At 40.8% G+C, this 19,279-nt stretch carries 24 protein-coding genes; 13 read left to right on the forward strand and 11 right to left on the reverse strand.

What is annotated here, in order from left to right:
* Window positions 1-24: 24 nt before the first annotated feature.
* The 4 genes from HRJ06_RS14535 (at window position 25) to HRJ06_RS14550 (ending at window position 3,339) form a co-directional block, all read left to right on the forward strand.
* Entirely contained in the window at window positions 25-675 is a 651-nt protein-coding gene (locus HRJ06_RS14535; RefSeq protein WP_174733662.1) for a PspA/IM30 family protein, read from the forward strand.
* Window positions 676-941: 266 nt separating this feature from the next.
* The gene (liaF, locus tag HRJ06_RS14540) at window positions 942-1,673 is read left to right on the forward strand and encodes a cell wall-active antibiotics response protein LiaF (protein WP_197969968.1); all 732 of its coding nucleotides are present in this window, start codon (window positions 942-944) and stop codon (window positions 1,671-1,673) included.
* A complete protein-coding gene (locus tag HRJ06_RS14545; RefSeq protein WP_174733663.1) occupies window positions 1,670-2,710 on the forward strand; it encodes a sensor histidine kinase in 1,041 nt (346 codons plus the stop codon). Before liaF ends, HRJ06_RS14545 begins: the two co-directional genes overlap by 4 nt.
* Window positions 2,707-3,339 carry a response regulator transcription factor gene (locus tag HRJ06_RS14550; protein WP_174733664.1) on the forward strand — a complete coding sequence of 211 codons (633 nt, stop codon included), beginning with the start codon at window positions 2,707-2,709 and terminating at the stop codon, window positions 3,337-3,339. The genes HRJ06_RS14545 and HRJ06_RS14550 overlap by 4 nt, the downstream gene beginning before the upstream one ends.
* Window positions 3,340-3,419: 80 nt before the next feature.
* Here HRJ06_RS14550 and HRJ06_RS14555 read toward each other — a convergent pair whose 3' ends face one another.
* Entirely contained in the window at window positions 3,420-3,638 is a 219-nt protein-coding gene (locus tag HRJ06_RS14555; RefSeq protein ID WP_174733665.1) for a hypothetical protein, read from the reverse strand.
* 368 nt (window positions 3,639-4,006) lie between these two features.
* Between HRJ06_RS14555 and HRJ06_RS14560 the strand changes: the two genes are divergently transcribed.
* On the forward strand, window positions 4,007-5,335 hold the full coding sequence (locus HRJ06_RS14560; RefSeq protein ID WP_174733666.1) for a polysaccharide biosynthesis protein: 1,329 nt from the start codon (window positions 4,007-4,009) through the stop codon (window positions 5,333-5,335).
* 176 nt (window positions 5,336-5,511) lie between these two features.
* Here the strand turns inward: HRJ06_RS14560 and HRJ06_RS14565 are convergent, their stop codons facing one another.
* A complete protein-coding gene (locus HRJ06_RS14565; RefSeq protein WP_174733667.1) occupies window positions 5,512-6,198 on the reverse strand; it encodes a hypothetical protein in 687 nt (228 codons plus the stop codon).
* A gap of 85 nt (window positions 6,199-6,283) precedes the next feature.
* A complete protein-coding gene (locus HRJ06_RS14570; RefSeq protein WP_174733668.1) occupies window positions 6,284-6,547 on the reverse strand; it encodes a hypothetical protein in 264 nt (87 codons plus the stop codon).
* A gap of 242 nt (window positions 6,548-6,789) precedes the next feature.
* Here HRJ06_RS14570 and HRJ06_RS14575 point away from each other — a divergent pair, with 242 nt between their 5' ends.
* A complete protein-coding gene (locus HRJ06_RS14575) occupies window positions 6,790-7,725 on the forward strand; it encodes a magnesium transporter CorA family protein (RefSeq protein ID WP_174733669.1) in 936 nt (311 codons plus the stop codon).
* Between the two features lie 37 nt (window positions 7,726-7,762).
* Here HRJ06_RS14575 and HRJ06_RS14580 read toward each other — a convergent pair whose 3' ends face one another.
* Window positions 7,763-8,113, reverse strand: a complete 351-nt coding sequence (locus tag HRJ06_RS14580; protein ID WP_174733670.1) for a DUF3243 domain-containing protein — start codon at window positions 8,111-8,113, stop codon at window positions 7,763-7,765.
* 82 nt (window positions 8,114-8,195) lie between these two features.
* Between HRJ06_RS14580 and HRJ06_RS14585 the strand changes: the two genes are divergently transcribed.
* Complete coding sequence (locus HRJ06_RS14585; RefSeq protein ID WP_174733671.1) at window positions 8,196-8,426, forward strand: hypothetical protein; 231 nt, start codon at window positions 8,196-8,198, stop codon at window positions 8,424-8,426.
* Between the two features lie 347 nt (window positions 8,427-8,773).
* On the opposite strand, the gene mscL is transcribed toward HRJ06_RS14585, so the two are convergent.
* Window positions 8,774-9,160, reverse strand: a complete 387-nt coding sequence (gene mscL / locus HRJ06_RS14590; protein WP_174733672.1) for a large conductance mechanosensitive channel protein MscL — start codon at window positions 9,158-9,160, stop codon at window positions 8,774-8,776.
* A gap of 302 nt (window positions 9,161-9,462) precedes the next feature.
* Between mscL and HRJ06_RS14595 the strand changes: the two genes are divergently transcribed.
* The 3 genes from HRJ06_RS14595 to HRJ06_RS14605 are packed head-to-tail and all read left to right on the forward strand — an operon-like array spanning window position 9,463 to window position 11,736.
* Complete coding sequence (locus HRJ06_RS14595) at window positions 9,463-10,014, forward strand: DUF6230 family protein (protein ID WP_174733673.1); 552 nt, start codon at window positions 9,463-9,465, stop codon at window positions 10,012-10,014.
* A 15-nt stretch (window positions 10,015-10,029) separates the two neighbouring features.
* Entirely contained in the window at window positions 10,030-10,416 is a 387-nt protein-coding gene (locus tag HRJ06_RS14600; RefSeq protein ID WP_174733674.1) for a DUF6114 domain-containing protein, read from the forward strand.
* 12 nt (window positions 10,417-10,428) lie between these two features.
* Entirely contained in the window at window positions 10,429-11,736 is a 1,308-nt protein-coding gene (locus HRJ06_RS14605) for a hypothetical protein (protein ID WP_174733675.1), read from the forward strand.
* 96 nt (window positions 11,737-11,832) lie between these two features.
* Here HRJ06_RS14605 and HRJ06_RS14610 read toward each other — a convergent pair whose 3' ends face one another.
* Window positions 11,833-12,105, reverse strand: a complete 273-nt coding sequence (locus HRJ06_RS14610) for an acylphosphatase (protein ID WP_174733676.1) — start codon at window positions 12,103-12,105, stop codon at window positions 11,833-11,835.
* Window positions 12,106-12,525: 420 nt separating this feature from the next.
* The gene (locus tag HRJ06_RS14615; RefSeq protein WP_174733677.1) at window positions 12,526-13,758 is read right to left on the reverse strand and encodes an aminopeptidase; all 1,233 of its coding nucleotides are present in this window, start codon (window positions 13,756-13,758) and stop codon (window positions 12,526-12,528) included.
* Window positions 13,759-13,993: 235 nt separating this feature from the next.
* Between HRJ06_RS14615 and HRJ06_RS14620 the strand changes: the two genes are divergently transcribed.
* A complete protein-coding gene (locus HRJ06_RS14620; protein ID WP_174733678.1) occupies window positions 13,994-14,185 on the forward strand; it encodes a hypothetical protein in 192 nt (63 codons plus the stop codon).
* A 56-nt stretch (window positions 14,186-14,241) separates the two neighbouring features.
* On the opposite strand, the gene HRJ06_RS14625 is transcribed toward HRJ06_RS14620, so the two are convergent.
* Window positions 14,242-16,332 (reverse strand): DNA topoisomerase III, encoded by a 2,091-nt coding sequence (locus tag HRJ06_RS14625; protein WP_174733679.1) that lies wholly within the window; start codon window positions 16,330-16,332, stop codon window positions 14,242-14,244.
* A gap of 162 nt (window positions 16,333-16,494) precedes the next feature.
* Here HRJ06_RS14625 and HRJ06_RS14630 point away from each other — a divergent pair, with 162 nt between their 5' ends.
* Window positions 16,495-16,986, forward strand: coding sequence for a GNAT family N-acetyltransferase (locus HRJ06_RS14630; RefSeq protein WP_174733680.1), 492 nt, complete (start codon window positions 16,495-16,497; stop codon window positions 16,984-16,986).
* A gap of 147 nt (window positions 16,987-17,133) precedes the next feature.
* Here the strand turns inward: HRJ06_RS14630 and HRJ06_RS14635 are convergent, their stop codons facing one another.
* Window positions 17,134-17,451 (reverse strand): YbjQ family protein, encoded by a 318-nt coding sequence (locus HRJ06_RS14635; protein WP_174733681.1) that lies wholly within the window; start codon window positions 17,449-17,451, stop codon window positions 17,134-17,136.
* Between the two features lie 493 nt (window positions 17,452-17,944).
* Entirely contained in the window at window positions 17,945-18,142 is a 198-nt protein-coding gene (locus tag HRJ06_RS14640) for a hypothetical protein (protein WP_174733682.1), read from the reverse strand.
* A gap of 146 nt (window positions 18,143-18,288) precedes the next feature.
* On the opposite strand from HRJ06_RS14640, the gene HRJ06_RS23510 reads away from it, so the two are divergent.
* Complete coding sequence (locus tag HRJ06_RS23510) at window positions 18,289-18,882, forward strand: peroxiredoxin (RefSeq protein ID WP_338421105.1); 594 nt, start codon at window positions 18,289-18,291, stop codon at window positions 18,880-18,882.
* A 298-nt stretch (window positions 18,883-19,180) separates the two neighbouring features.
* Here HRJ06_RS23510 and HRJ06_RS14655 read toward each other — a convergent pair.
* Window positions 19,181-19,279, reverse strand: a 99-nt coding sequence (locus HRJ06_RS14655; RefSeq protein WP_174733683.1) for an IS3 family transposase, incomplete at its 5' end; no start/stop codon positions are given.

A 19,279-nucleotide genomic window follows, 5' to 3' on the forward strand; every position in this document is an offset into this window, starting at 1 on the left:
TACGATTTCAAAGGAGAGATTGGAATGGCAAATTTATTTACACGAATTAAAGATACAGTAATGGCAGATCTGCACGAGGCATTAGATCAAAAGGAAAAAAAGAATCCAATTTCGCTGCTCAATCAATATCTTCGGGAATGCGAGCAAGAAACAGAAAAGGTCCGCAAACTTCTTGAGCGGCAGCATCAACTGTTAGAACAGTTCAACCGTGAGTACCAACTAGCTGAAGACATGGCCAGCAAAAGAGCGCGCCAGGCAGAGGTGGCTGATAAAGCCGGTGAAAAGGAGCTTCATCTGTTTGCCGCTAATGAACAGGGGCAATATGAAGAACGTGCTGCCCGCTTGAAAGATGCGGCAAGAAAGGTGAGTCAGCAGCTTGAGGAGCTTGAGCAGAAATATGAAAGCATGAAGCATAAGCTTAAGGACATGAATATTCGCCGTTTAGAACTAATGGGCCGAGAGAATGTAACCCGTGCACATAATCAAATGAACCAAGTTCTGGATCAAGAAGATTTTCAAGAGAATAAATCCCAGTCCCGCTTTACAGAAATTGAGGCCTATCTGGACCGGCTTGAAAATCAAGTGACCAGCTCCTATTATCGAACTACGATTGATGCCCGAATTGCCCAGCTTGAAAAAGAAATTAAAAGTGATGAAACTCGTTCTATTTCATAACCAAAACATGGTATTCTAAAGAGGCGTGGGAGTTGTGCCGCGCTCTTTTTTTGTAATAACAGAAATTTATATTAGGGTTTTGCTTCATCCAGCTCCAGAGCCCAGCGACTCGTGTACTTCACCCACCTCCCTACGATAAGTCAAGCACGAATGCGCTTCCGCTCTTCGTGTTTCCTTTATCTTAGTCGGTGTGCTCCAGTCCATACGTCGCTTAACGGGCACTTACGCTTTTGTTCGGTAATTTCACAGAGAGGAGGAAAAAGATAATGGATCATATGAAAAAGGATTATATCAGCTGGATGGTTATCGGTGGTGTTGTTTTACTTCTGCTTGAAATATCATTTTTTAACTCTGGCCTAATCTTTTCACTGCTCGTAACAGCAGCAATGGTGTATTTTGGCCGGAAAATGATGCCAAGAACAATTGGAAAACTGTTATTTTGGGCTGGGTTATTCTTTTTCTTTACAAGCATCCTAGGTATGATGACCTTTAAATTTTTCCTCCTTGCTGTTCTAGTTTATATTGTTTTGCAATTTGCACGGTCAAAGAAGAATCCAAAAGAGTACCGGCCGGACATTAAGGAATCAGAAAAACTGGAGACGGAAGGTACGATCATCAGAAAACCGCCCATATTCGAAAATCTATTTTTCGGACAGCGCCAGACTTCCGAGCAGGTGTATGAATGGCGTGATGTTAACATTCAGGCGGGTGTCGGTGATACAATTATTGATTTAAGCTATACGGTTTTACCTAAAGGAGAAGCCGTGATTTTCATCCGTAACATCGTTGGCAATATTAAAATAATGATCCCGTATGATCTGGAAGTGAGTGTCCATCATTCTTCTTTAGCGGGCACAACCTCTGTTTTTGACTATCATGAATCTAAAATTCTCAACCAGACTCTATTTTTGCAAACCTCTGAATATGATACTGCAGAACGGAAAGTGAAAATCTTCACCTCAATGCTAATTGGCGATTTAGAGGTGAAAAGAATATGACAGCTTTACAGCGGCAAATTATATGGAGCTCAACACTGTCTTTTATGGTGTTTGTTTTTTTGACAGGGGCTTATATGTTTGTTTTTCCATTATCAAGCTGGGCCGATTTATGGAAGCTCCAGTTAATGGATATCCCGTTTATCATTTTAACCTTAAGTGTGAGCATGGCAATTGGGATAATTACAGGTATCGTGTCGGGCGTTTATGGGCGCCGGCAAATGAATAATATTGACAGTTGGCTGTATGAACTGGAACAGGGCCGTAAACCTGAAGTTACCGAAGACAGTCTATCACCAGATTTACAAGGAATATCGCGGCGGATAGCCAAAATCCAAACACAAATTGCTGAAAAAGCGATGCATTCCCAGCGGCTTGCAACCGAAAAGGCAGAGGAACAGGAGACACGGATACAGGAAATCATCTCGCAAGAACGAAACCGTCTTGCCCGTGAACTTCATGATTCAGTCAGCCAGCAGCTCTTTGGAGCCTCGATGTTAATGTCGGCCATCAATGAAACTAGGGAAGAATCCAATGGAAGAGAAACTAAACAGCTAAAAATGGTTGAGGAAATGATTCATCAGTCCCAACTCGAAATGCGTGCTTTGCTTTTGCATTTGCGGCCTGTTGGACTAACTGGAAAAACCCTTCAGGAGGGAATTGAAGAATTGCTTCAGGAGCTTTCCCAAAAGGTCACAATGGAAATCAAATGGAAGGTGGAAACCTTCCCGATGGATAAAGGAGTAGAGGATCATTTATTCCGTATTCTCCAAGAGTCTGTTTCCAACACTCTGAGGCACAGCAAAGCACTCAGTTTGGACGTTTTACTAATTAAGAGAGACCAGCAGGTAATCATGAGAATTGTGGACGATGGGCTGGGATTTGATACAAACGAAGCGAAGGCAGGCTCATATGGTTTGCAGAATATGCATGAGCGTGCAGGTGAAATTGGCGGGACAATGAAAATTGTCAGTGTGCAAAACAAGGGTACAAGGCTGGAAGTTAAGGTCCCAATTTTAGATAAAGCAGGTGAAGAATGATTAAGGTAGTGTTTGTGGATGATCATGAAATGGTAAGGATTGGTGTTTCCTCCTATCTATCGGCTCAGCCAGATATTGAAGTAATTGGGGAGGCAGATAACGGCAGGACGGGGGTGCAGATGGCGCTAGAACTCCGTCCAGACATTATTTTGATGGACTTAGTTATGAAAGAAATGGATGGAATCGAAGCAACAAAGCAAATTATTGATAATTGGCCCGAAGCGAAGATTATTATTGTGACTAGCTTCCTTGACGATGAAAAGGTCTACCCAGCGCTTGAGGCGGGAGCAACAAGTTACATGCTCAAAACCTCTAAGGCGAGTGAAATTGCTAATGCTGTCCGGGCAACTTATAATGGAGAGCCCGTTCTTGAACCTGAGGTAACCGGAAAAATGATGATGAAAATGCGCCAAAAGAATAGATCTGTTCCTCATGATGAACTCACCACCCGTGAAATGGAGATCCTTTTATTAATGACTGAAGGAAAAACTAACCAAGAAATTGCGGATGAGCTTTTTATCGCTCTAAAAACGGTAAAAACACATGTCAGTAACATTTTGGGTAAGCTTCAGGTTCAAGACCGGACCCAGGCGGTTATTTATGCATTTAAACACTCCTTAGTTAAGTAATCCTCAAAAGAGTCCGCTGTGTAAGCAGATGAACTGAGAATGGATCTGAATTATAATTCTGCTTTATAAAAAAAGGAGACCTAAAAGGCCTCTTCATCATCTATTTTTCTAGCTCTGTGATCGAACCCGCTAAGTCTCAAAAGCATTTCGCTTAGAGCTATTGAAATCACTTCACGTTCTTCATAATCTTCTGCATTAGCGGGAAAGGTACCATTTACATAGTTGGATTCAGCAAGCTTTTCTCTGATCTGACTGCACATCCAGAGTTGGTAGTCTGAAAGCTCCAGTTTTTTAAACAAATTAACCCACTCCTTCATTATCCAATACCCATCAGACAAAGATAATAAAACGAAAAGCTGAAGGAATCTGATTCGAATATTTGGAAGTTTAATTCAAAGCCCTTTGCGAGAGGGTTTTTTGTATTCCTCCAGTTTTTCTGTCAGCCTGATTAATTTTACGAGGACAATCATATTTCCCTGACTTTTAAATTCAATCAAACGTTTGATTAAAATCTGAGCGGCCGGGAGTCCAGTGTTATTGCGGTTTAATCAAACGGATGATTAAAAAAACATATATGGGCGGTTTATTAATTAGAGCTTGCCATACTATTATCGGGACATGTCTCATATCTTCTTAGGGTAGATGTTTTTGCGGAGGCGAGGCTAGCATGAATTCGTTTGTAAAAGGAACATTAATCCTGATTGTCGCAGCCTTTTTTGGCGAGTGCTTAGAATTCCTGATAAATATGATTCTTGCACGCGAACTAGGTGAAGGGGGACTTGGCCATTATATGACCATTCTTCCAACCATCTTTTTGATTGTTTTGCTGGCAAGTTTTGAGCTGCCAGTTTCTGTTTCAAAATTAATTGCCGAAAAAGACGATCAGTACCATCGAAGCATGATTGGGCATGCTGTCAGGTTAACGATCATTTTTACCTCTGTTCTGCTTTTATTGGCGGCTGTTATATTCCCGTTCCTTTCTGTGTTTAATGCCTATCATCCAATGTTAAAGTGGATTGTGTACCTGTTAATTCCGGTTATCTCCTTTTCATCCATTGCCCGGGGATTCTTCATGGGTAAGCAGCTTATGGGGAAAATTGCTTTTTCTCATTTCCTGAGAAGAATTGTACAACTGCTATTGTTGGCAGCTGTTTATCAGTTGTTTGAATTTGATCGGCCGACTGCTATTTTGATTGCTTTCTGTACGCTGGCTGGAAGTGAGCTTGTCGTTTTCATTTATCTGACCCATTTGTTTATTGTTCAGTATCAGCAGCTCAAAAAGGCTCCTGGCGTAAATGTGAATCGGAAGCAAGTGCAAAGACAGTTAATGGCCGTGTCTGTTCCAACGACTAGTTTACGGATCTTCCATGCTTTAACACATGCAGTGCAGCCCTTCCTAATTAAAGGAGCGTTGCTTCAGGCTGGTATGTCAGCAGATATGGCTACTGAACATTTTGGAATGCTTGCCGGCGTAGCTATGACCATAGGCTTTTTTCCAGCCTTTATTGCGCACTCATTCTTAATTATTCTTATTCCAACCGTCTCCAAGGCGAATGCCAATGAAGAGACGGCCAAACTTCAGAAACTGCTGATGCAGGTAATGTTAATGACATTTTTGTATGGAATTCCTGCTGTTACCTTGTTCTACTTTATGGCGGAGCCGCTGACCAATCTCTTTTTTCAAAGCACCTCAGCAAGCTACTATTTGCAACTGCTTTGGCCCTATTTTTTATTTCATTTTTTTGTGATGCCAATGCAGGCCTATCTGATCGGATTGGGGCTTATAAAAGATGCTTCCATACATACAGTTTGGGCAACAGCTGTTTCATTTTTACTTATTTATTTTTTAGGGCGAATGCCCGGGCTGCAGATGGATGGAGTTATTATTGGAATGAACACAGGGAGTGTCCTGCTGACGATGCTTCATTATTTAACTATTTGTAAAAAAATCGGTATTACCTGGACTGGAAAACATGCAGTTACTATTCGTCATTAAAGGGAGACGTAGTTCTAGAGCAACCCTATCTTACTGAGCCGGTTATTTTAGTCGAGTTCACTTTCTCGCTTGGTGTTCATTCATAATAATAGTTAAAAAGGGATTCGGAATGAATATCCGAATCCCTTTTGTCAAAAACTGAGCCTTGCTTCAGCAGCAGGTCCCAGTTTAGAAGTTTAGCTTTGGCGCCCTGCAGGGTAATGTCTAATCAGGTTGTTTGGAAACTTGTTTTCAATGGAGGTGCTGTCTCCATACAAAACGGCCTGATCACCAGCCTGAATCTCAGTTGTGAGACGGTCTCTGCGAATTTTAATTTCTCCCCGCTTTATGAAAAGAACCATGATGTCATCGTTATCGTCTAATAGATCATCAAATCTTTTTCCAATAAAATCTGAATCACGCTCAATCGAAAGTTCACAAATTTCATCATCATCACTCGTCAAAATAACATCCCGTACGGGCAAATCAGAAATCTTGTAATGGTGAACCATTTCCTTTTGCAGCTTGTCTGAAAGCCTCCTTTGAATAAGCGGTGCTTTTAAAATGAAGAGTACAATAAATAAGCCTCCTGCCACATACGCTATGTTATAGGAGAAGAAGTTATCAGAAAGTAGGGTGCTAATGCCAGAAATAATGACGGCGAGGGAAAAGGCGCCAAACAAAATTAAAAAAGCACCCAATGTGCGCCTGACGGGATGCTCGATTATTAACTCTGATTCTCCTGTGGTAAAGCCTGTACCTGTTAACATTGAGATAACCTGAAATCTAGCAACCTGGTGTTCGAGCCCTGTCATTTTAAACAGAATGACATTTATTTCAATCACCACAAGAATAATAGCTAAATAGATGACTATAAATATCATAGGGTTAAAAATACCTCCCAATGGAGCTAAGCTTGTAAGCTCAATTGTAAAAATCTAAGAAGCCCGGGGAAAACCCGGGTTCTTGTTATTGTTTTTGCTCGTTATAGTAGTTAACCCCATACATTGATCCTTCACTAACCATCTTGTTATCTTCAAGGTCATTTGGGTCGGGATTCCCGGCCTTAGCAACGGGTACAACATCTGCATCATCATATCTTGAGGGCATAATTTTCTCTTTGAGTTTTTCCGTGGTTTCCTGGATATTTCCAGTGTTCTTTTTATATGCCAGAACCAAAGCTGTAATGCCAACACCAGCTAAAACAAAGGGTTTCATAGATACTGTTTGCATGATTCCATCCACTCCTTTAATTAGTTATAAATATTATGTCCGTTATATAGAGGAGAAACAATTCCTCTTGTTCTATTAAATACCCTATTGCACTTCGTTAAAAACATAGGAATAGTTGATAATTATGTTAAAGATGTCCTCACATGGCGTAGTTAGACAAATAGGGTAGTTTTTAGGCGGTTTTATTTTCGTGGAGAAAGGGAAGATACAAGAATTAAGATAGAAAGAAGGAAAGTGGTAATATGAAACACTCTTTTAATAGTTGGGATTGGTACCAATTAGACCTGAATAACCTGAATACGATTGAGGACATTCCTGGAATAGATCCGAGCTACAAGGAATGGCTAGAGGAGGTCCGTGACTCTAACTCTAATAGACTAAAAGTTGTGACTAGGGAAAGAGGGGAAGAGTTCTTATGGGGTTCGCTTATTTACCAGCAGGATATGGAAGAATCCGAGGAAAATCACTTTTTCCACTTTTATGTAGCCAAGGACTATTTCATAACAATTGAAATGGACTTTGATGTTATCGAAACCGCAGATTTTACTGGAATGAGTGAACAGATGAAGTACTCTAAAAGTGCTGTTGAGGGTTTCTTAGTGTTGATGGGTGAAATCTTAACTAACTACCTGATTAATATTGACCGTTTTGAAAAGCAGCTTTTCGATTTGATGTGGGAAATGAAGGAGAAAAATGGGAAGAGTACTTTAGAAAAAATCAATCAAAACCGCCATGAAGTCTTAATTTGGAGAAATTTATTTATTCCCGTGATGGAACTGAAAATGGGGATTGAAGAAGCCTTTGGAGATGAGGTTCTAGGCTATGTTGAATATAAGAGAACTGCTAAACGACTGGAGCGCGGCAGGAATATTTTAAAAGAATATTTGTATGAAATTGAAACGATGGTGCATCTTGAAGAAGTTGTCTCGTCTTACCGAGGCAACGAAATTATGAAGACACTGACGGTTATCACCATGCTGTTCACTCCAGTTATGGCGTGGGGAGCGTTATGGGGAATGAACTTTAAAGTGATGCCTGAACTTGAATGGAAACTAGGTTACGCATTTGCCTGGTTACTGATTATACTATCCACACTTTGGCTATACGTATATCTGAAAACGAAAGGATGGATTGGTGACCTATTAAAAGGAAAGAAGAATGGCACATTTTTTGACTAGCTGCAAAAAAAATTCGCCTGCAGTAGGCGAATTTTTTTTATTGGTAGTGGTCTTCTTTTGCGAATTTAACAAGCAGATGAGCGAATTTATGACGCTCTTCTTTATTACCTGCTTTCCAAAGCTCTTTTAATAGCTTTTCTTCACGGTTTTTCGGCTCTACGTTCTCTGCCAGATACTCGGCAATTTTCTCGGCGGTCACTGCAAGCTGCTCTTCATTTAAACCAATGTTTTTTCCAACTTCAATTCGTTTATGCAAGTATTCTTTAAATTCATTAAAGTTTTCAAGGATATCTTCAGTTCGCCCAGAATCAATCCTGTCTAATGTGCCTGGCACCTTTTCTTCCTCAACTGTACCGTTCTTCTTAATCATATGGTTTTTTTCTGTCATGAAAACGTCCTCCTCTATGAATTTACTTTTTACATATCCAGCAAAGCTGTTCTATAAACCTCACCATTTAAGAGAAACAAACATGAATACAATTAAAAAAGGTGCAGACCACAAGGCCCGCACCTTTTTTAAGTCCGAAAGACGGACACTTCTGGAAGAAGAATACTTGAATGGGATGAATCGACCAAAACATATGTCGTCGATTCAGTACGAACTTGCCTATAGGCAGCTCAGTATATCTTCCTTTACAGGACATCTTGCATACGTTTTTGAAGTTACGGCTGAGTCTTCCAACTTAACCAGTCCCTTCTAATTGCGTTCGCTGTTGCCTAAAGGAATTTAGTTGCTGGGGTGAACCGAATCCTGCGTATATCGGTTCATGACGAGCGTGCCTTTAGCCAGCTGCGCAAATCTTCCTCCAGATGCAATGCCAATGTGTTCTGAAGTCGCTGTTACGTTTTTCATCGTGAACCAGTCCCTTCGTTATAATTGGCTTGCATTACTTATTTACCCGGGGTATAGAGACTAAAACAATATAAACTAAAACAAAATATGGTAATTTTGTGAAAAATGTTAAATAAGCCCTGTATTAAATGCCGTTAACAAACAGAAGGTAAGGAAGAAAAGCAGACGCTATAGTTGCGCCTGCATTGATTAACGTTATTTTTTAGCGTTTTCTTTTAGCAGATCCCGAATCTCAATTAGTAGTTCTTCTTTCGGGTCAATTACTAAAACATCTTCGCTTTTTTCTTCCTCTTGCTTTTTTTTCAAGTGATTTATAAACCTTATAAACATAAAAATTGAAAAGGCGATAATTACAAAGTCGGTTACAGTCTGAATAAAGGCACCATATTTAATCTCTGCATTAAAATAAGGATAGGAGAGTTCAGAAAAATCAATACCTCCCATGAACACACCAATTACCGGCATAATAATGTCATCAACAAGAGACGTAACGATCTTTCCGAATGCTGCCCCGATAACCACCCCAACAGCTAGATCCAGTACATTTCCCCGCAAAGCAAATTTCTTAAATTCCTTAAACATATAATAGCCTCCTGCTAGTAGATAATCTCTATTTTATTATGGAAGGTGTCTATAAACAAATTGAAAACCTTTTTTTCAATTAGCAGAATGTTACCAGATTGAGTTACTTCCTTCTAAGCAGGCAAAGGTTTATTTCTATTGGTACTTTTTTATAACCCGACACTTGACGGGTTACCCTATATAATAACTATATTTTCAGAGTTGTAGTTTTAATAAAATTCAGATATGGTATAAGAAAGACAAAAGTTTTTATAATATTTAAAAAACTACGGAGGTGGACTTCATTGAACGAGGCTATTCTAATGAAAAGCAAAACAAATAAGAAGGTATTCTTTACTTCACTTGCTTCGGGTTTATTAGCACTGGGGCTCCTGTTGGTATCTTTTGGCCTTTCAGGCGTCGCTTATGCTGTACCGATCGCGGGAGTTGGAGACTTTTATGTAGAGTTTGACAAGCTAGAGGGCGAAGGCTATCAGTTTTATCCAAAGATAGGAGAGACAAGCGGTGAGGCTGCTGCTCCTCAGGGAACCAACCTAATCGAAACCGTCACTATTACGAATCTGAAACTCTATAAAGATTTTAAAGTGGGTGGCGAATGGATAAGGGTCCTTATTACCGCTTCGAAACCAGTGAAAATTACTGGTCTTCACCAGGATGCGGGCTCTGTGGAAGCTAACGCAACTTTTGCGAATCAGAAGCTTGAAGAAAATTTCAGTGACGATTGGCAAAAACAGTTTTCTCTTTCCTCGAGTACAATCGTGCTTGAAAACGCAAAGCTAAAGACACACTATTTATTCCAGGAAACCATTAATATGAACGGTATGAAGCTGACAGTTGAAAAAATTAAAAAATAATAGGGGGGTTGGAGAATGATATTTCGAAAGTGGAGGCATTCGCGGCCTCTGTGGGGTTCCATTATAACTATTATTAGCGGCCTTCTCATTCTCTGGGTTCCATTTAATTTATACCTGAGCACATTCCTGCCTGGTTCGGTCGCTATTATCGGCCTGCTGTTTGGCGGTTTAATTACCTTGTTGGGGATTCTTGCCTTTTTCTTTCCAAGCTCATCGAAGGTTTTGGGGATCATTACAATTTTCCTTTCAATATTATCTGTTATAGGTGCGCTCGGAGGCTTTTTATTTGGTACGATATTTGGAATTATCGGAGGATCGCTCTTAAATGCATGGAGAATGGTACCAGATGAAGAGGAAGAAGAGGCAGAATCCGACTTAACTCGGACTGCACAAACCGGTTAAAGGAGAGACAGAATGAAGCTAAAAAAACGGGTGAAGCATAAAGCACTGATATTATTTCTAAGTTTCCAGCTCATTGGGTTGTCTGTCCTCCCGTTTGTAAACGCTGCCACTTCCTCGAGTGATGAAGGGTTTATCATCCAGGCTGACCGCGTAATTGGTGAAAATATGAAAGTGACAATTGTAAGCTCAGAAACATCTAGATCTTCTGGAAAACCAATGCTCCGCTTCACCTATGATTCCGCGCAAATATACGGAATGAAACTGACCAAAAGGTTTAACACACCAAACGGTCCAGTCAGCTTAACGATGAAGGCAAGCGGTCCAGTGCATATGAAAGGGATGACTGTGGATGCTAGCAATGTTTCTTTTAATGGAGCATGCTTATATGCCTTAAAAGTAATTCCGGATGCAGGACTTGATAATGTAACCATGGTGGCGCATTACATGAATGCGGAAAACAGCAGTTTGAGTAACCTGAAAATGGAAACGGTTAATGGAGATGGCGGAGTATCCATGCCAGGAAAACTTAAAATTCTGGAAGACTTGTCAGCTATGCCGTTTGAACAAATGAAGAGAGAGATTGCCAGAATTTCAAGCGGGAACCTTCCGCTGACTTGTGAAGAGGCACAGGATGATAATACAGATAGTCCAGCCGTCAGCATTGAAGACGGAGCAGAGCAGGTCGGAGAACTAATTGAAGAGATTACAAATCCAGTCTCTGATATAACAGATCCTGTTACAGAAATTGTGGAAGATGTGACAGACCCGCTAAAAGATGTAGTGGATACAGTGAAAAACCCTGTAAAAGACGTGGTAGATGTCGTTGACAAGGTAACCGACCCGGTCAAAGATATAGTAGATAAGGTAACCACCCCAATAAGAGATACAGTGAAAGGGCCGGTGAAGGAAACCGTTGATAAAGTAGCCGAGCCAGTGGATGAAATAGTACAGAAAACAACAAAGCCTGTTCTAACTACTGTAAAAAAAGCCACAGAGCCTGTTACAAAGCCAGTTGTAGAAACTGTTGATAAAGTGGCATTAACGACTTGTCAAAAATTATCAGAGGCAAATGGTGTTATTACAAAAGAGCTCGGTTTAGAAATGATTGATAAGGCTCTTAAAGAGGGTAAAACGCTTGAGCAGCTGTGCCCAACAGATAAAACTCTAACAGAGCGCCTTCTGAAGTGGGAGACGGGATTACTAGATTCACTCGGTCTGTTATCTTTGCTCGGTTTAAAAAACACAGACCCCGAAGTTAACCTGAAGAAGTTACGCGATGTAATCTTGAAAGCTGAAGATGGCTCGGTCATTAAGCCTTAATTCGAAAAAGCAGAGGATAATATTCCTCTGCTTTTTCCTATCTTGGGAAACTTTTTAAAAAAGCTGCGGCACATCCTCAGCTTCTCATGAATACTATTAATACTTGATTGTAAAAGAGGAATAATTCTCGCTTCTCTCTATTTCGTTCACTTCAACATTCTCCACGTTTGAGAAAGGGTTTCCATGGCGAATCTCATTTATGAACTTATTTAAACCTTCTTCTAAGCCAAGTGCACTAATTTCTACTTTCCCATCTGGCAGATTTTTAGCCCAGCCCCTAATGTCATGCTGGATCGCCTTCATTTGTGAAAAGTAACGGTAACCTACTCCTTGAACATTTCCAGAAACAATAATTTGAACTTGTTTCAAGACTTCGCCCCCAGATATTACTCTATTTAGAATTTATCTTTTACCACCTTATTATATCAATAAAGCATTAAGTCGTATAGAAAGCCAGAGCCCCTAGTTTTTTGACGGAGCTTATCGACATTTAAAAAGGCAGTACAGAAGTGTTGCTAATATCAACGTTTAAATTAAATGCTTATTTGAAAAGGGAAGCAGGGAAGGCTTAATCCAGGAATGCTAGTAGTAAGTCTGAATCCGGGGGCTAACCAAAATCAAAGAAGCAACGCTAATTAGACTGAAAAAGAAAGACCAAATCATAGGTGATTTGGTCTGCTCATTTATGGGTGTCATTTGTTCAGGAATGCGGAACTACTCACTGTAAAAAAACTTCTTTGTCAAAATTCCTAATAAAACTTAGCAGCTAAACAAGCTCCTAAACAGCTTTTAAACTGCCCAGTCTCCATTTCGAAATACTGGCTCAGATGTTCCATCTTCGGTTATCCCGTCGATATCCATCTCAGAAGAGCCGATCATAAAGTCCACATGGGTGAGACTTTCGTTCAAGCCATTTTCCTGAAGTTCTTCAGAATTCATTTTCTTGCCGCCTTCAATACAGAAGGAATACGCACTTCCGATCGCTAGATGATTTGAAGCATTTTCATCGAACAAAGTATTGAAGAAAAGAATATTCGATTGTGAAATAGGAGAATTGTAAGGCACAAGAGCCACTTCACCAAGGTAGTGGGAGCCTTCATCTGTCTCTACAAGGCGCTTTAAAATCTCTTCACCTTCCTCAGCCTGAAAATCAACAATTCGGCCATTTTCAAACGTTATCTTAAATCGATCAATGATATTTCCGCCATAGCTTAACGGCTTTGTACTGGAAACAACCCCGTTAACCCCAGTTTTCAATGGAACAGTGAAAACTTCCTCAGTCGGCATATTGGCCATAAATTCATGACCTTGTTCATTCACACTTCCTGCCCCAACCCATAGGTGGTTTACGGGAAGTTCGATTGTTAGGTCAGTACCCGGAGCCCGATAGTGCAGCTTTTTATAGTGCTTGCTGTTTAGGTAATCAACTTTTTTATGAAGGGAGGCATCATGCTCTTTCCACGCTGCAACAGGGTCTTTAGTATCCGCCCTGACTGCCTTGAAAATGGCTTCCCACAATTTATTTACACTACTTTCATCTGTCTCATTCGGAAATACCATTTTAGCCCAGGCTTGTGAAGGTACGGCGATAACTGTCCAGCTGACCTTATCAGATTGAATATATTGGCGGTATTGCTTAAGTGCTTGCCCGGCAGCTTTTTGAAAATTAGATATTCGTGAAGGATCTACTCCTTTTAGCAAATCAGGACTAGAGGAAACAATCGACATAAAGGCGGCACCTTTTTCAGCAAGTTCCTGAGTTTCTTTAGCACGCCATTCAGGGAATTCTTGAAACGCTTCATCAGGGGCTAAGTCATATTTCGTTCTGGAAACAACATCGTCATTCCAGTTAACGATGACATTTTGTGCTCCTGTCTCATAAGCTTTTTTAACAGCAACCCGTACAAAATCAACTGCGTCAAGAGTCGCGTTAATTACAAGGGTTTGCCCCTTCTGGACATTTACTCCTACTTTTATTGCTAGTTCAGCATATTTCTCTAAATTTGTTTGAAATTGGCTCATGGACTTGTCTCCTTTTCAGAAAGTTCTAGTTCATTGTAGCGATAAAAATGACCATAGTGCAAGCATGGTGACAGGCACCTTCCATTTTTCTGGAGGATGCCTGTCACCTATAGGTCACTGATTAAGAAAAAATGATGCTCTCAAACCAAATTAAGTAGGTTACAATTATGTATAAGGGAAAAAGTTCATGTTATATCAATTTATAAAAAAGTATGTCTGTTGAGGGGAGAAATACATGGATATATTACTGATTCTTGTGTTCGTTATTATTGCGGCTGTGTTAATTGGCACTTTGGCTTTGGCTGGGAAAGGTGATTCGGATTACACCTCAGCAACAAAAGGAAATGTGACCCGGCTGACACTTATCTATATAGCCTTGACAGTCATTTTGGTGGTTGGTTTAGGAATCTATATCTTTTTAATATAATCAGCAAGCCCAGTCGTAAAAAGAAGGAAAAGCGAAAAGTCGCTTTTCCTTCTTTTTTACTTTTTATCTTCCAATGCCGCCTTTAGCAAATCTCCAAGGCTGTTGCCAAAACTAGATTCTTCAGGACTGTATTTTTCTTTTAGTTTACGTTCTTCGCGCTTTGTTACACCCTTTTTCTTTTCCTCCGCTTTTTCTACTACGTTGCAGCGCCTGCACTGAAAATAGGCTCCAGCTTTGCCGTTGTGGATCTCCATTCGCTTTTTACATTGCGGACAGCGGCGCTGCGAAAGTTTCGGATCTTTATGTTTTCTAAAGCTGCACTCCATACTGGAACAAACGAGAATCCGCCCTTCCTTTGTTTTCCGCTCTTTTAAGAGGGAGCTGCATTCTGGGCATTTAGATCCGGTGAGATTTGGGGCACGGTAAGATTTTTCACTTTTTTTGACTTCTGAGACAAGCTGAGCGGTTTGCTTTCGAATATTTTCTGAGAAAACCTTTGGATCCCCTTTGCCGCGTGCGATCTGTTCAAGCTCTTTTTCCCATTTGGCAGTTAATTCAGGAGAAGCTAGTTCATCATTAACAAGATCGATAAGCTGTTTTCCTTTTGCGGTCGGGAAGAAGCGTCCATTCTGCCGTTCGACTGCTTCGGTCTCAACTAGACGTTCGATCAGGTCGGCCCGCGTAGCTGGAGTGCCGAGCCCAAACCTTTCCATTTTCGTGAGCAGGTCAGCCTCTGAAAATCGGAGGGGCGGCTCTGTCAGCTTTTTATGAAGCTCGGGCTCTGACAGAGAAAAACTCTGGTTCTTTGTCAGGGTGCCAAGGTTTAGTTTTTTCGAATTTTCTTCCGGTTCCTTGCCAGCCACCTTTTTAAAGCCGGCATCCAAAACAAGAGTTTCGCGTGCAGAGATTGTTTCCCCGTTCACTTCAAAAACAGCATGGAGGGTCTCAGATTTAAAAGCCGGGTAAAACATCGTAAGAAAGCGGCGTGCAATTAAATCATACAGCTTACGTTCATCAGTAGATAAGTCACCTAGATGGAGCTGTTCCTCTGTTGGTATAATCGCATGATGGTCAGTCACTTTTTCATTGTTAAAGACCCGTTTGGCTAAAACATTGCCTTTTAAAACAGGCCGAACTTCATCCTTATAGCCGGAGATCATTCCCTGGAGCCGGTCCGCCATTGTTGCTTCCATATCTTTTGTAAGGTAGCGCGAATCAGTTCTAGGGTACGTGACAAGCTTATGCTGTTCGTATAAACCCTGAAGCACATTCGATGTTTTCTTAGCTGAAAAACCAAAGCGTTTATTTGCATCTCGCTGCAGCTCAGTAAGATCATAAGGCAGAGGCTGCTGCTCTTCTTTGGTTTTCCGGTTAATGGTTTGCAGAACTGCCTTTCTTCCTGAGAGGTTTGACTTCACTTTTTCGGCCTTTTCAATTGTAAAGATTCTTTTCTCACCGTTATGTTCCCAATCGGCGGACAGTGGGCCGACATTGGCGGTAATGGTCCAATAGTCTTTTGGGACAAATTTTTGAATTTCCTTCTCTCGTTCGAAGATCATTGAGAGGGTAGGGGTTTGAACCCGGCCGGCAGAAAGCGGATCCTTGTATTTCGTGGTCAAGGCTCTAGTTACATTTAGGCCAATCAGCCAGTCTGCTTCAGCTCTGCATACGGCTGATTCATATAAAGCTTCATATTGTTTTCCGGGCTTAAGATTTTTAAAGCCTTCACGAATTGCCTGATCGGTTTGGGAGGAAATCCATAACCGTTTGATTGGTTTACGCCAATGTATTTTTTCGAGAATCCATCGAGCAACGAGCTCTCCCTCACGGCCGGCATCGGTTGCGATGATGAATTCATTAACATCATTTCGCTTAGCCAGCCCCTCGATTGCTTTGAATTGGTGGCTCGTTTGTTTAATCACCTTTAGTCCCATTTTTTCTGGAATAATCGGCAGGTCCTCAAGATTCCATGTTTTATAGCGAGTGTCATAGTGTTCAGGCATTTTTAATTCGACAAGATGGCCAAGGGCCCATGTTACAATATATTGAGTTCCTTCAAGATAGCTCTTATGCTTTTGAGTACAGCCAAGAACTCTTGCAAGTTCGCGAGCTACACTAGGTTTTTCTGCAAGTACAATTGATTTCATATAAGCTCCTTTCATAAAAAAGGGTTGATTCGGTATCATATAATGTAGTCCAGCTTCTAATGTGAAGGTGAACACTTTACTTAGTATAATGGAAAATGAGATATTTTGTAATGGAGCGAGTATTATCCAGTCGAAATCATTTATGTGCAAAGGAGTACACCAATGGAACAGCACAAAGAAAATAAAACAAGAGCAGCTAAGATTGTTCCAATAATAATTAGTGAACGAAAGGCAGCCTGTGAGGTAATCGCTCTTCAACGAGTCTCCTACCAAGTAGAGGCAGAGCTAATTGGTACGAATGACATTCCCCCGCTAAAAGAGACCGCAGAAGAGCTGTCGGCTTGTGGGGAGACTTTTATTGGCTATTATGAGAGGGAGAACCTAGCCGGGGTCCTTTCTTATAAACTGAATGGGTCGCAAATTGATCTCCATCGAGTAATGGTACACCCTGATTATTTCCGAAATGGAATCGCAGGTAAACTGCTAGATGCTGTAGAGGTAAAGTTTCCAGAGGCAAGAGAGATGATTGTATCAACCGGAGCAGAAAATTTACCTGCAGTCCGTTTATATGAAAAGTTAGGTTTCCTGCCTGCAGGTGAAATAATATTTATGAGCGGTTTGAAAATTGCTCATTTTAAAAAACAGCTGAAGTAAAAAAAAAGAACAAGCTAGGTGGCGGCCTATCCTCGTTCTTTTTTGCTTTTTTGTAAGAGTAATAAGGTAAAATCAACATTCCTTGGAGAAGCAAAAAACGGCTTCTGGTTCGGGAACTCCTAGTTTACATGTTCTAGGCTGTTCCTTTTATTGCTTCACGTATACGGCTGTTCCGGTTGCAATGCACATCATCATGCCTTCACGCAGCGTTTCGAAGTCCAAGTCTACGCCAATGACTGCATTGGCTCCTAATTTCTGCGCTTTTTCTTCCATTTCTCGAATGGCGATTTCCCGGCCTTCAGCTAGCTTGTTTTCGTAAGCAGAGCTGCGTCCCCCGATTACATCTGTAACGCTTGCAAGAAAATCTCGGACTACATTTGCACCCATAATGGCCTCACCAGAAACAATCCCTATGTAACGTTCAATTTCTCGGTTCTGTAATGTGTGTGTCGTTGTAATAATCATATTTGAGTTCCTCCCTTAATTTGGCTTTCTAATCTATACGTCTGGATTACTTGGAAAGTTTCAAATTTATATGTAATTTTGGAAAAGGTACCCAATAGTTCCAGGCCAGCAGGAAATGATCGCCCATATCATCCCGAACTAGTCTTAGTTTGAACGGCACATCTAAATGTAAAAAAATCGCAGTTCACTTATAATTTTAAGCTATTTAACTTTCTTCGCTCCATCGAATCAATTCCGAACGATGGACCAACTCGATTTTAAGTGGGTTATCAACCTTTTTAATTTCACAGTATCCTGAATCATACTGATAAATAACAACGTATTTATCTTCTTCATAACAAACATATTGTTCCTTCATAGCACACAACCTTTAAACACTTTTAACCCATTATATAACAAAGTTAAGTAGTCCGAGTTGTTTAGTTGGAAAAAACCAATAAATATTGCAAATGCAGCACCATGTTAAAAAATTTCAAGAAAAAAAAGAACCCCATTAGAGGTTCTGTTCGGAAGTAACATGATCGATCATGTCATCTTCATCTTCCTCGGCCCGATTCTTGAAGGCCTCCTGGACAACGATAAGCTCTTCGTCTTCCTGTGCTTCCGTAGTATGTCTTTCTGTCAGGGTGCCTTCGGGAAATTTCCCTGGGTGGCCCTTTTCTTTATGGTGAAAGCCTTTTCCGCGTCCCATAACGAACACTCCTTTCTAATCATAAAGTATCATGCCCGAATCGAAACAAAATATGAAGGAGTCCCGTCTGATTGGCCACAACATGCATACTAATATAAAGATGACTTCTAAAAGGAGGAGGTGCTGCTTTGGATAAAAACCTGCCGGTGAAGAATACTCCTGGGAATACTGAGGCTTTTTGCGCAACATTGGAGGATAAAGCCCCTTTGTTTACGGCTGAGGCAGTTATAGACCGTAAGATTGCTAAAATAAATCTTGAAGATTTCCGAGGGAAATGGATACTTTTATTTTTTTATCCTAGTGATTTTACATTTGTTTGACCGACAGAGCTAGCGGCGGTCGCCGCAGTTCATGGAGATCTGCAAGCACTAAATGCAGAAGTGCTTGCTATAAGCACAGACAGCGTATATTCACATGTTGTTTTTAGAAATACATCGCCTTCCTTGAAGTATGTAAATTATCCAATATTGAGCGATAGGACACATCAAATTAGCCGCGCTTATCGAGTTCTTGATGAGAGTAGCGGAGCTTCTTTCCGTGCATCAATTTTTATTAGCCCCGAACAAATAATTAAGGCCAAGTTGATCTACTCGCAAGAGGTTGGGCGGAACATTTTCGAACATATCAGGATTCTTAAGGGTTTTCAGTATACAGAGCAGACCGGCAAAGGGACTCCGGCTAACTGGGTCCCAGGTTACTCCGGTATCAACGTAGATTCAGAATCTATTGGTAAAATTTAAGGATCGATCCCGTTTTCTGAAAACCTGGAAATATAATAAGACTAACTTATTAGCCGTGTTAAAGGTCTTTTTGGGTTTTGAAACATGTTGATTGCAGCGGGGGCGCTAGAGTCCTCGAAAATGTATTGGAATTTCCCTTGTACTGGGTTAATTCGAGGTGTCTAATCAATTTCCCGCGGCTCACTGACCGTACTGAGGAAATCACCTTCCTATTTATACAGCCGGGCTAAAAATCAAAAAAAAGAGTGCCCAAAGGTTGAACTAGGCCCCATATTTCGGACACTTTAATAAAAAGTGCCTATGCTGCTAATAAATGATCCCGGTATTGTACCGGGGTCATTTTCTTTAATCCCCATTGATACCGTTGACAGTTATAATATTCAATCACACGGTCTAC

This window comes from Mesobacillus harenae, assembly GCF_013343715.1.
Classification (GTDB): domain Bacteria; phylum Bacillota; class Bacilli; order Bacillales; family Cytobacillaceae; genus Mesobacillus_A; species Mesobacillus_A harenae.

Coding starts and splice junctions, on each gene's coding strand:
- HRJ06_RS14535 (WP_174733662.1), top strand. CDS start 25: ATGGCAAATTTATTTACACGAATTAAAGATACAGTAATGGCAGATCTG.
- liaF (WP_197969968.1), top strand. CDS start 942: ATGGATCATATGAAAAAGGATTATATCAGCTGGATGGTTATCGGTGGT.
- HRJ06_RS14545 (WP_174733663.1), top strand. CDS start 1,670: ATGACAGCTTTACAGCGGCAAATTATATGGAGCTCAACACTGTCTTTT.
- HRJ06_RS14550 (WP_174733664.1), top strand. CDS start 2,707: ATGATTAAGGTAGTGTTTGTGGATGATCATGAAATGGTAAGGATTGGT.
- HRJ06_RS14560 (WP_174733666.1), top strand. CDS start 4,007: ATGAATTCGTTTGTAAAAGGAACATTAATCCTGATTGTCGCAGCCTTT.
- HRJ06_RS14565 (WP_174733667.1), bottom strand. CDS start 6,198: ATGATATTTATAGTCATCTATTTAGCTATTATTCTTGTGGTGATTGAA.
- HRJ06_RS14570 (WP_174733668.1), bottom strand. CDS start 6,547: ATGCAAACAGTATCTATGAAACCCTTTGTTTTAGCTGGTGTTGGCATT.
- HRJ06_RS14575 (WP_174733669.1), top strand. CDS start 6,790: ATGAAACACTCTTTTAATAGTTGGGATTGGTACCAATTAGACCTGAAT.
- HRJ06_RS14580 (WP_174733670.1), bottom strand. CDS start 8,113: ATGACAGAAAAAAACCATATGATTAAGAAGAACGGTACAGTTGAGGAA.
- HRJ06_RS14585 (WP_174733671.1), top strand. CDS start 8,196: ATGAATACAATTAAAAAAGGTGCAGACCACAAGGCCCGCACCTTTTTT.
- mscL (WP_174733672.1), bottom strand. CDS start 9,160: ATGTTTAAGGAATTTAAGAAATTTGCTTTGCGGGGAAATGTACTGGAT.
- HRJ06_RS14595 (WP_174733673.1), top strand. CDS start 9,463: ATGAAAAGCAAAACAAATAAGAAGGTATTCTTTACTTCACTTGCTTCG.
- HRJ06_RS14600 (WP_174733674.1), top strand. CDS start 10,030: ATGATATTTCGAAAGTGGAGGCATTCGCGGCCTCTGTGGGGTTCCATT.
- HRJ06_RS14605 (WP_174733675.1), top strand. CDS start 10,429: ATGAAGCTAAAAAAACGGGTGAAGCATAAAGCACTGATATTATTTCTA.
- HRJ06_RS14615 (WP_174733677.1), bottom strand. CDS start 13,758: ATGAGCCAATTTCAAACAAATTTAGAGAAATATGCTGAACTAGCAATA.
- HRJ06_RS14620 (WP_174733678.1), top strand. CDS start 13,994: ATGGATATATTACTGATTCTTGTGTTCGTTATTATTGCGGCTGTGTTA.
- HRJ06_RS14625 (WP_174733679.1), bottom strand. CDS start 16,332: ATGAAATCAATTGTACTTGCAGAAAAACCTAGTGTAGCTCGCGAACTT.
- HRJ06_RS14630 (WP_174733680.1), top strand. CDS start 16,495: ATGGAACAGCACAAAGAAAATAAAACAAGAGCAGCTAAGATTGTTCCA.
- HRJ06_RS14635 (WP_174733681.1), bottom strand. CDS start 17,451: ATGATTATTACAACGACACACACATTACAGAACCGAGAAATTGAACGT.
- HRJ06_RS14640 (WP_174733682.1), bottom strand. CDS start 18,142: ATGGGACGCGGAAAAGGCTTTCACCATAAAGAAAAGGGCCACCCAGGG.